General features: G+C 58.7%; 8 protein-coding genes. 6 read left to right on the top strand and 2 right to left on the bottom strand.

Features of this window, described 5'->3' with window-relative positions; translation table 11 throughout:
- The first annotated feature begins 272 nt into the window (after positions 1-272).
- From AB5758_RS09250 to AB5758_RS09235, 4 genes are all read left to right on the top strand, one after another.
- Positions 273-1,133, top strand: coding sequence for a transporter substrate-binding domain-containing protein (locus AB5758_RS09250; protein ID WP_138113587.1), 861 nt, complete (start codon positions 273-275; stop codon positions 1,131-1,133).
- The gene (locus AB5758_RS09245) at positions 1,133-1,786 is read left to right on the top strand and encodes an amino acid ABC transporter permease (RefSeq protein WP_006235606.1); all 654 of its coding nucleotides are present in this window, start codon (positions 1,133-1,135) and stop codon (positions 1,784-1,786) included. The genes AB5758_RS09250 and AB5758_RS09245 overlap by 1 nt, the downstream gene beginning before the upstream one ends.
- Positions 1,779-2,543, top strand: a complete 765-nt coding sequence (locus tag AB5758_RS09240) for an amino acid ABC transporter ATP-binding protein (RefSeq protein ID WP_161145455.1) — start codon at positions 1,779-1,781, stop codon at positions 2,541-2,543. Before AB5758_RS09245 ends, AB5758_RS09240 begins: the two co-directional genes overlap by 8 nt.
- A gap of 297 nt (positions 2,544-2,840) precedes the next feature.
- A complete protein-coding gene (locus AB5758_RS09235) occupies positions 2,841-4,916 on the top strand; it encodes an elongation factor G (protein WP_022093945.1) in 2,076 nt (691 codons plus the stop codon).
- 129 nt (positions 4,917-5,045) lie between these two features.
- On the opposite strand, the gene AB5758_RS09230 is transcribed toward AB5758_RS09235, so the two are convergent.
- Positions 5,046-6,029, bottom strand: a complete 984-nt coding sequence (locus tag AB5758_RS09230) for a DNA/RNA non-specific endonuclease (RefSeq protein WP_022093948.1) — start codon at positions 6,027-6,029, stop codon at positions 5,046-5,048.
- Between the two features lie 477 nt (positions 6,030-6,506).
- Between AB5758_RS09230 and AB5758_RS09225 the strand changes: the two genes are divergently transcribed.
- Positions 6,507-8,201 carry an ATP-binding protein gene (locus AB5758_RS09225; RefSeq protein WP_022094253.1) on the top strand — a complete coding sequence of 565 codons (1,695 nt, stop codon included), beginning with the start codon at positions 6,507-6,509 and terminating at the stop codon, positions 8,199-8,201.
- 296 nt (positions 8,202-8,497) lie between these two features.
- On the opposite strand, the gene larE is transcribed toward AB5758_RS09225, so the two are convergent.
- Entirely contained in the window at positions 8,498-9,376 is an 879-nt protein-coding gene (larE, locus tag AB5758_RS09220) for an ATP-dependent sacrificial sulfur transferase LarE (protein ID WP_368141792.1), read from the bottom strand.
- Positions 9,377-9,549: 173 nt separating this feature from the next.
- Here larE and AB5758_RS09215 point away from each other — a divergent pair, with 173 nt between their 5' ends.
- Complete coding sequence (locus AB5758_RS09215) at positions 9,550-10,200, top strand: HAD family hydrolase (RefSeq protein WP_195920185.1); 651 nt, start codon at positions 9,550-9,552, stop codon at positions 10,198-10,200.
- The last annotated feature ends 145 nt before the right edge of the window (positions 10,201-10,345 follow it).

Genomic DNA, 10,345 nt, shown 5'->3' with positions numbered 1-10,345 from the left:
ATGCAAGCGCCCACTTCATGTCAGTGATAAACCCAACGACGTTTGCCCGCCGGGTGCCGGGGCAGGGGTTAAGTTTGTCGCGAGTTCCGCACGAACAGGAGAGCACTTAATGTGCTCTCCGTCGCGAGCAGGACTGTAGAGCAGCAAACTTAACCCCTGCCCCGGCACCCGGCGGGCAAACCCTCCCTTGTACTCCATCTCACTAAAGTGTATGATTCTGGACGTTACACGACTCACTTTACTTAACTAAAGTGCCATCAAGGGGGGATACCATGAACACCGATATGTCTCGTCGTCAGTTTGTTGGTCTAGCCGGCTCGCTCGCTACGGTGCTTGGCCTTGGTCTTGTCGGTTGCGGCGGTGGTGCCGGCAAGGGCTCCGCTGCTGGCTCTGCCGCGGCCAAGGATGTGAAGGGCGCTGCGGAGTCCAAGAAGCTCGTGGTGGGCTTTGATAAGTCCTATCCTCCGTACGGCTTTGTGGGCGACGATGGCGAGTACACCGGCTTTGATCTCGATCTGGCCAAGGCTGTTGCCGATAAGCAGGGCTGGGAGGTCAAATACGAGGCCATCGACTGGGATGCCAAGGATACGCTGCTTAACTCGGGCGCCATCAACTGCATCTGGAATGGCTTTACCATGGAGGGCCGTGAGGACGACTACACGTTCTCCGAGCCGTACATGCTCAACGAGCAGGTGCTGGTGGTAAAGAAGGATGCAGGCATCAAGAGCTGGGACGATCTTGCCGGCAAGACCGTGATTACCCAGACCGATTCCGCTGCGCAGGATGTGCTTGAGGGTGACCAGAAGGATCTGGCGGCGACGTTTGCCACGCTCGACACCATCGGTGAGTACAACACGGCGTTTATGCAGCTCGAGAGCGGCGCGGTCGATGCCGTGGCTTGCGACCTTTCGATTGCCCAGTATCAGCTTGCCGCCAAGCCCGATGCTTATACGCAGCTTGATGAGCCGCTGTCCAGCGAGCACTACGCCGTCGGCTTTAAGAAGGGCGACACCAAGTCGGCCGACGCCGTGACCGAGTCGCTCAAGGCACTCTACGATTACGGTACGGTTAAGGATCTCTGCGACAAGTATTCAAGCTATGGTCTATCTTTCGATAATTGGGTGCTCAAGTAATGTCTATTCAGGTCATGATGCAGATGCTTGGCCAGGGATTCTTGGTCAGTTTGCAGTTGTTTGTGCTGACACTGCTGGGGTCGATTCCGCTGGGAATCCCCGTGGCGTTTATGCGCATGAGCAAAATCGCGCCGCTTCGCTGGATTGCGCGCATCTACATTTCGGTCATGCGCGGTACGCCGCTCATGCTGCAGATGTTTGCCATCTACTTTGCCCCGTACTACGTGTTTGGCATTTCGCTCACGCCCGATTCCAAGTGGACGGCGTGCGTCGTGGCGTTCATCATCAACTACGCCGGTTACTTTGCCGAGATCTATCGCTCGGGCTTGCAGTCCATTCCGCGCGGTCAATACGAGGCTGCCGAGGTGCTGGGCTATTCGCGCGTGCAGACGTTTCTGTATATCGTGATGCCGCAGGTCGCCAAGCGTATTCTGCCGGCGATGGGCAACGAGATCATCACGCTGGTCAAGGACACGTCGCTGGCGTTTGCCATTGGCGTGGGTGAGATGTTCTCGACGGCCAAGGCGCTGGTCGCCTCGCAGGTGAGCATGGTGCCGTTTGCGATCGCGGCGCTGATTTACTGGGTCTTTAATTTCGTCGTCGAGATGCTGCTGGGCGCCGCCGAGAAAAAATTGGATTACTACCATGATTAATTCGGTAATGAATATATCGAACGCGCGTAAGGCGTTTGGCGGCAATGAGGTGCTCAAGGATATCTCGCTTGAGGTGAAGCGTGGCGAGGTCGTGGCGATTATCGGGCCTTCGGGTGGCGGCAAGTCCACGCTGCTGCGGTGTGCCACGCTGCTCGAGTCACTCGACGGAGGCTCGCTCTCGTTTGGCGACCTTGCCGTTGCGACGGATGCGGGTTCGGGCGCGGTCTATGCGAAGGGCGATGTGCCCAAGCAGGCGCGCTCGCGATTCGGCCTGGTGTTCCAAAATTACAACCTGTTCCCGCACTATACGGTGATGAAAAACATCACCGATGCGCCGATTCGCGTGCTTAAGCGTCCGCGCGAGCAGGCGGAAGCCCGCGCTCACGAGCTGATTGCACAAATGGGGCTGACGGGCAACGAGAACAAGGTGCCGTGTGAGCTTTCGGGCGGTCAGCAACAGCGTGTGAGTATCGCCCGCGCCCTGGCGCTCGATCCGGAAATCTTATTCTTTGACGAGCCGACCTCGGCGCTCGATCCCGAGCTAACGGCCGAGGTGCTGCGTGTCATTAAAGACCTGGCGGCGCAGAATATGACGATGGTGATCGTGACCCATGCGATGCAGTTTGCGCGCGATGTTGCCGATCGCGTGGTCTTTATGGACGGAGGCCGCATTGTCGAGGAGGGCCCGGCCGAGCAGGTTATCGATCATCCGCGTGAGCAACGTACCCGTGAGTTCTTGAGTCGTATCGAGGGCTAAGCTCAGCTATGTATTGAGAAGAAGCCGCCGCGGGTCTTATGGACTGCGGCGGCTTTTATTTGTATCGATGGGGTTTAATAATCACCTGGCATACTTGCTCTGTCCTCTCGCCGCCTGTATTCATACGTGCGCCGAAAGGTATGCATGGACAGCCGCCCGTGAGGGTAGGGTGGTGGCATAGGACATTTGGAGGGTGAGTCGGCTCGGCTGCCGACCATGCTGCTCCCGGGATGGCACCGACCGCGAACTCTCCCCGTTGGCGTCGCGCATTGCGCGCGGCCCTGCAAGGAGGTCATCATGGGTGCTCCCAAGACCGGTAACGTAAGGAACGTGGTGCTCGTAGGCCAAGGCGGGGTGGGCAAGACTTCACTCGCCGAGGCCATGCTCCACCTTTCCGGCAAGACCGCCCGCCTGGGCGGCCACGACGGCACCAAGCCCACGCTCGACTATGACCCCGAAGAGGTCAAGCGTGCATTTTCCATCTCGACGACCATCGCGCCGATCGACTGGAAGGGCGCGCGCATCAATGTGCTCGATGCCCCGTGCTACCCCGATTTTATCGGCGACGCCTTTGCCGCGATGAGCGTCTGCGAGACGGCTCTGTTTGTGGTCGACGCCGAGGCCGGCCCGCAGCCTACGACGGTTAAGCTCTGGTATGCCGCCGAGGACCTGCGACTGGCGCGTGCGGTGTTCGTAAACCGCCTGTCGCGCTCCGAGGCCAGCTTTGCGACCACGATGGACCTGCTGCAAGAGCGCTTTGGCACGCGCCTGGGCGCCGTGACCCTTCCCTGGGGCGAGGGCGAGGACTTTGACGGCATCATCGACCTGGTGCGCATGAAGGCGCGCCATTGCAACGGCACCGAAGCCGTTGAGTCGGAGATTCCCGAGGAGTATCGTGCCCAGGCCGAGGAAGCCCATGACCATCTGTGCGAGCTGGTGGCCGAGGCTGACGATGAACTGATGATGAAGTACTTGGAAGGCGAGGAGACGCTGACGCAGGAGGAGCTTGAAGGCCTGCTGTCGAAGGCGATCGCCGAGCGCATCTTTGTGCCGGTCTTTGCGGGCGATTGCATTAAGGAGCAGGGCGTCAACTCGCTGATGGACGACATCGCCACATACTTCCCGGCGCCGACCGACTACGGCGAGATGCCGCTTATCGACGGCGATTCGCTCAAGATTTCAAGCGACGATGATCGTCCGGTGGCGTTTGTGTTTAAGACCCTGGCCGATCCGCAGCAGGGTCGCATCAGCTTTATTAAGGTGCTGACGGGTACGCTTGAGCCGGGCCTTGAGCTGGTCAACGCGCGCACGCGCAAGGGCGACCGTCTGGCTCACCTGTATGTGATGTGCGGCCGCGACATGACCGAGGTCGGTCACGCCTATGCCGGCGACATTATCGTGGCACCCAAGCTGGCGGCCGAGACGGGCGATACGCTCTCGATTACCGGCAAGGTCGAGGCTGCGGCGTTTAAGTTCCCCAACTCGCAGTACCGCATCGCCATCGAGGCTGAGAATCGCGGCGACGAAGAGAAGCTCTACACGTTTATCGAGAAGGCCTGCAAGGCCGATCCGACCATGAGCATCGATCGTGACGAGGAGACGGGCCAGACCATTATCTCCGCCGTTGGTGAGGCGCAGGTTTCGGTGCTGCTCAACCGTTTGGAGGATCGCACCAAGGTCGTGGCCAAGAGCGTGCCGATCCGCATTCCGTATCGCGAGACCATTCGCCGTACGGCAAGCGCGCAGGGCCGCCACAAGAAACAGACTGGCGGTGCCGGTCAGTATGGCGACTGCTGGCTGCGCGTTGAGCCGCTCATTGGGCCCGACGGCACGAGCGATGGCTATGAGTTTGTAGACGAGGTCGTGGGTGGCCGCATCCCGCGCTCGCTCATCCCCGCCGTGGACAAGGGTGTCCAGGAGACCATGAAGGACGGCATCATTGCCGGCTACCCGCTCACGGGCATTCGCGTGGCTGTGTACGACGGCTCGTATCACAGCGTCGACTCCAACGAGATGGCGTTCCGCGCGGCGGCTCGCATCGGCCTGCGCAAGGCGTGCGCCGATGCCGACCCGGTGGTGCTGGAGCCCATCGAGGAAATCACGGTGACTATTCCCGAAAGCTACGCCGGCGCTGTGATGGGCGACATCTCGGCATCGCGCGGTCGCGTGACGGGTATGGAGACCGATGAGCGCGGCGACACCGTGGTCATTGCCCAGGCGCCGCTGGCAGAGCTGACGGATTATTCGACGCGCCTGCGCTCTATCACGCGCGGCACGGGTGACTTTACCATGAAGCCCGCTGGCTACGAGCAGGTTCCCTACGATGTTCAGGCCAAGCTGGTCGAGCGCTATGAGGAGGGCCGCGCCAAGTAGCGTGTGGTTTTGCCTGCAATGTGGACGCTGACGAAAAGGCCGCCCTGGGTAATCCAGGGCGGCCTTTTTTGATCCCATGGGGACGGAGGAAAACGAATCATTTTTGGGTTACGGGCGGTGCGGTCGGCACTAGTCTCCGGATGCCTGGTTGCGGCCGGTGGCGTAGTCGATCTGCACGTGCGGCTGCAGGTTGTAGCAGTACACGTGGAAGCAGAGGGTCTTGCCGTGGTCCTCGACCGATTGCGCCTCAAGGCGCACGCCGCGGCAGACAAGTTCCTCTTCGTTATACATGGGTGTGACGCGATAGAGCACGTGGTTGCCCGTCTCGCGGATGTAGCCGAGAATCTGCTCCTCAAACGGCAGCATGCCTGTCTCGTTGAGATAACGCGTGCCGGTGAGGAGATTCTTGCGGTTGGCGTTTTCGCCGCAGAGCGACCAGGCGATGAGATGGCAGCGGTTGTAGAGGCTCTGGCCCGGAATAAAGTCGTAGCGCTGCTGGCGCCATCCAGCGGGATGGATACGCGAGATATCGCCGCGCTCGCCTTGACCGAGTGATTCGGGGCCCACGCAGGCGAGCGCTTTGCGGGTGCGGCCCAGGCTGTCAAGCTTGGAGAACTTCTTAAAGCAACCCTCTTCTGTAGCGCGCTCGTATTCATCGAGCGTGAATGATGGTGTGCCGAGCGGGTGCGTGCTGTCGGCGCGCAGGGCAACGTAGGGGTTGCCGGCGTAGTCGGGAATGCTGCTGAGATAAACACCGCGGGCGCGGTTGAGGTCGGGGTTTTCGACCTCGTCGATGGGGGTGGCGGCGCTGTCCGCGGAAGCGCCGTCGCCGGTGTCGGTTGTGGCGGAATCGGAGCCATCGCCAGAGTCCTGGCTGTTTTGAGGGTCCGGGGAGCTCGCCGTTCCTGATTCGAGCCGATCGACCAGGTCCGCCTCGTCGTCGGTGCGGCTGGGACTTTCGTTTTGTTTTTCGGCCAGAGCTGCCGCCTGTTCATCACTTTGCGGCGACAACAACTTGGGCGCTCCGTCGAGCGACCCTGTGAACAGCGCAAACCCCAGCACCACGGCGGCGCCGATGGAAAGTACTTGCTTGTAGGCGGACTTGCGCGACATTGCGGCTCCTGGATGGACGGTTGGGAATCTACCAGTCTAGCAGGAGCCGGCAGGGGCCGTTCTGTCGAACAAATACTCAAGATTTGGGATAGACGCTACTGATTCATTTGCCTCATATGGAGCTGCGGTGGTTGTGTATGTGGGGCTATTTTGCGTTTCCCCAGATAAAACCCGCCAAAATAAACCTGTCCCTTTTTGGCAGGTTAATCGGGGGACTATTTCACCGCAACTTAGGGCACGGTTAGGGAGTGTGCACCTTAAAGAGTGGTGCCCTTGATTAGAGAGGTCGCGCTCGTCTCTCTAATTGTCTCTCTAAAGAGAAAGCCAGTTAAAGAGATAACATTGGGCTATCTAACAGTGAATTCGATACATCTCTCTAAATGTCTCTCTAAAATAAGGTGCTTATCTCTCTAAAGTTAGAGAGATATACTATACTTTAGAGAGATAAATCTATCGTTTTAGAGAGACGGAATGCCAATGCTGCTGGATGAACCTCTTGGCCTTATCGTTGAGCGCCTTCGCAGGCGGGGGACTGATGACGCATCGGTAGAAGTTAAAGCCTGCACGAATAAATTGAGCGCAGACGTATGGGAGACAGTGAGCGCTTTTGCGAACACTGCGGGTGGGCTCATTATTTTGGGCCTAAACGAAGCCGAAGGATTTGTTCCTTCGGCTAACTTTGCTATCGATAGGGTGCGCGATCAGTTTGTTTCGGGTATCGGAGACGGAGGCTCAGCGGCAGTGGTGACCCATGCGCCACGGTACGAGCTTGATCGAGGCGAGGTCGACGGGCTCCAGGTGCTTCTGGTGCGCATCTTTGAACTTGAGCTTAAAGCGAAGCCTTGCTATATCGGCGCGCGCGGCGTGCAGAACGGTAGCTACAAGCGCGTGGATGATAAAGATATCAAGATGTCACCCGCTGAGCTATATGAGCTGCAGAGTGCGTTGCTTCCGAGCGATGCAGACGGCACGGTGGTTTCGGAGGCAACAGTCGAGGATTTGGATCCAGATGTCGTGCGGTCTATTATCGCAAATCGCCGGCTGCAGACCCCCCGCGTTTTGCGCGGGGCCGATACGCTGGAAAAGCAGCTGGTCAGACTCAATATCACTACAAAGGATGGTGCGGTGAAGCTCGCAGGGCTTCTGTCGGCGGGAATTTACCCCCAGCAGTTCTATCCCAAACTCATGATTGATGTCGCCGTTCATTCCGATGTGGAAAAATCTGCACCCGGGCAACCCCGGTTTATTGACCGCCAGTTGTGCGATGGCCCGATTCCGGCTTGCATCGAAGATGCCCTTGTCGCGATTGGACGGAACTTGCGCAAAGCGGCGATAGTGCAAGGCGCTGGCAGAAGGGAGGATTGGGAAGTTCCCCAGGAGGTTTTGCGCGAGGCCTTGGCAAACGCCTGCATCCATCGAGAATATTCGCCCATGTTTGTGGGGCAGGCCGTGAGTGTCGATATCTATCCAGACAGAATAGAGATCAAAAACCCCGGTGGGCTTTGGGGCGGAAAGACGGTGGACAATCTTGCAGACGGGGAATCGCGCTGCCGAAACCCAAAGCTCATGAGCCTAATGGGGGCGACGCCGTTAGAGCATGCCGAGGGGCCCGTTGCAGAAAGCCAGGGATCTGGTATCCCGGCTATGATTCGCGAGATGGAGTCTCGTTCGCTTGGAAGGCCGAAATTTATCGTTAAGGCCGATTCGTTTACGGTGCTGCTTTCCCGGCACGGGGCGGAGCTTGCTGAAAACCGCACGTGGATTCAGAGCCATGTGGGCACCGAGCTGACGGATCGCGAGGAAACATTGCTCATGTTTATGCGGGAGCATGGGTGCGTATGCGATGTTCAAAAAATACGAGAGGCCCTGAAGTGGGATTCGGATGACATTCGCCTGATCTGCGGGAATCTTGTCGATAAACATGTCCTGTCAAAATGTGGCAAAGACACGTTTGAGATTATCGATATGAGCAGAGAATCGTCAGCTTCGACAGCGGATAGGATCCTGGAGGCTCTCAGAGCCGAAGTGGATATGACGGCGCGAGAAATAGCGGTTGCATCGGGGGTCAAAATTTCGTCCGTCCGCTACCATCTGCCAAAAATGGCGGATAAAGGACTCATCGAAGTAATGGGTTCATCGACGAGCCGCAACCGCCGCTATCGGAAGAAGTAGATGCAGCCGAGTCGCCCCTCTTGTGTCTCTCGAAGTGAGATGGGTGCTAGGGGGGCGACTGCCTCGCGATATTTCCCCAGATAAAACCTGCCAAAATAAACCTGTCCCTTATTGGCGGGTCAGTTAACGCAGTGCAGGTTGAGCATATGCGAGCGAGCGGTCTCCGGGTGCGGTAAGGTGACGTGAAACAAGCGGGCGCTGACCTTTTGGTCGCGCCCGTGAAGTTGAACGTCAGATTGCCGTGTCCGGAGCCCGCGCAGCGCCGAGCAGTTACGCCGTTTGTAAAACGGCGTAACCTAAAGGTTCATGTTGCCGTGAATGTAGGGGGTGACCTCGGGGGAGATATGGTCGCAGCCCAGCCCGCGCAGTGCGGACTCGATGGCGGCGGGCAGCGGGGTCTTGCCCTCGGCATCGACGGCGGTGCCGCCGAGCGCGGCGATCTTGGCGACATCTGCGGGAGCGGCCTCGATATGCATGCAGCCGCCGACCAGGCGTGCGCGGACCTGAGCCAAGTCAAGATCGTGCAGGTAATCCTCGCAGGCGCGGATCAGGGAGACCTTCTCGAACGTAAGCTCCTCGCCCGTGGGGACGCGGGTGGCAAGGCAGGCTCCCGCCGGCAGGTTCCAAACGGGATAGCCCCATGCACGCAGCAGCTCGCGCTCTTCGTCCTTGGTAAAGCCGACCTCCATAAGGGGTGAGCGTACGCCGAGCTCTTCTGCCGCACGCATGCCGGGGCGGTAGTCACCGCGATCGCTTGCATTGCTGCCATCGATGACGGTGGGAAAGCCGAGCGACTTGGCGTGGTTGACGATGGCGGTAAAGCCGGCGTGCTTGCAGTGGTAGCAGCGATTGGCATCGTTGCAGGCTACTTGGGGGAGCTGCAACTGATCCACCGAAAGATTGAGCACGGGGAGCTTAAAATGCGGCCCCTCATTGGCCTGCCCATCAACGGACTGCTCAAACGAAGCCTGCTCGGGCGTGCCGATGAGCGGCGTGGTGAGATGGACGAGGAGGGTATTGGTAGGCATGATGCGGGCGCATACGGCGGCCAAAAAGCTGCTGTCAACGCCGCCGGAAAACCCGATAGCCACGCGTCCGTATGCCAAAAGCAGCTGTTCGAGCGCCGATAGCTTGTCTTGAAGCTCCTCTGCGGGTGCCGTGGTGTCTAAAATCATGAAACGATCCTTATCGTTGAGTACTCGATCGAAAACTATAATCCTAATGCGTTACTTGCCATAAGTCTTCTATCTATGTAACGAAAGTGCAATATGCTATATACGTTATATACAAGTTGCCAAATGCGGTAGAGTTGCAGCAACGTGACAGCGAGAGTCGATGGGGGACCGATATGATCAAGGCTGTTATTTTTGACATGGATGGAACGCTGGTCGATACCGAGCGTTTGGGGATTAAGGCCTGGAAGGCAGGCGCCGCTGAGCTGGGGCTCGCGATTGATGAAGCGCTGATCCATCAGTTTATCGGCCGCACGCTGCCCGATGTTATGGATATCCTCGATAAGCATTATGGCAGCCACGAAACCACCGAGGCGATCTATCGTCGCCACAAGGAGATTCGCGACGAGATGGTCAAGACCGAACTGGAACTTAAGGCCGGCGCCGCCGAGTGCCTAGACGAGCTGCTGGCTGCGGGCTATCACGTTGGTCTAGCGACGTCGTCGCGCCTCGTTACGGCCGAGCGCAACCTTAAGATGGTCGGTCTTTTTGACAAGTTTGAAACGGTAACGTGTGGCGAGGACGTCGTGCACGGCAAGCCCGACCCCGAGATGTATCTGCTCGCCTGCGAGCGTGCGGGCTTTGCCCCCGAGGAGTGCGCCGTGGTCGAGGATTCGCGCAATGGTTGCGTCTCGGGCATCACGGCCGGCTGCCACGTCTTTGCCGTCCCCGATATTGTGCCGCTGCCGCAGGACGTGGTGGATGGCTGCGAGGCCGTGCTCGATACGTTGTTCGACCTGGCGGCGGCAATCAAGACTGTGCGCTAGAAAATTGCGGCGTTGAAACGAGCGATTGCTCACGTTTGCGCTTAAGCAAAAGGGGTCCGGCAATGGTCGGGGGCTTATAGGACAAAATGTGTGTCCACGTTGGGGGCATCGGCGCAGGTCGATGCCCCTTTTTCAGCCGTTTAAA

It is taken from the genome of Collinsella aerofaciens (assembly GCF_040926405.1).
In the GTDB taxonomy this organism is placed as follows: domain Bacteria; phylum Actinomycetota; class Coriobacteriia; order Coriobacteriales; family Coriobacteriaceae; genus Collinsella.
This window is presented reverse-complemented; position numbering and strand designations above follow the sequence as displayed.

Excerpts from the sequence above, each read along its gene's own strand:
- AB5758_RS09250 (WP_138113587.1), top strand. The coding sequence starts at position 273 with ATGAACACCGATATGTCTCGTCGTCAGTTTGTTGGTCTAGCCGGCTCG.
- AB5758_RS09245 (WP_006235606.1), top strand. The coding sequence starts at position 1,133 with ATGTCTATTCAGGTCATGATGCAGATGCTTGGCCAGGGATTCTTGGTC.
- AB5758_RS09240 (WP_161145455.1), top strand. The coding sequence starts at position 1,779 with ATGATTAATTCGGTAATGAATATATCGAACGCGCGTAAGGCGTTTGGC.
- AB5758_RS09235 (WP_022093945.1), top strand. The coding sequence starts at position 2,841 with ATGGGTGCTCCCAAGACCGGTAACGTAAGGAACGTGGTGCTCGTAGGC.
- AB5758_RS09230 (WP_022093948.1), bottom strand. The coding sequence starts at position 6,029 with ATGTCGCGCAAGTCCGCCTACAAGCAAGTACTTTCCATCGGCGCCGCC.
- AB5758_RS09225 (WP_022094253.1), top strand. The coding sequence starts at position 6,507 with ATGCTGCTGGATGAACCTCTTGGCCTTATCGTTGAGCGCCTTCGCAGG.
- larE (WP_368141792.1), bottom strand. The coding sequence starts at position 9,376 with ATGATTTTAGACACCACGGCACCCGCAGAGGAGCTTCAAGACAAGCTA.
- AB5758_RS09215 (WP_195920185.1), top strand. The coding sequence starts at position 9,550 with ATGATCAAGGCTGTTATTTTTGACATGGATGGAACGCTGGTCGATACC.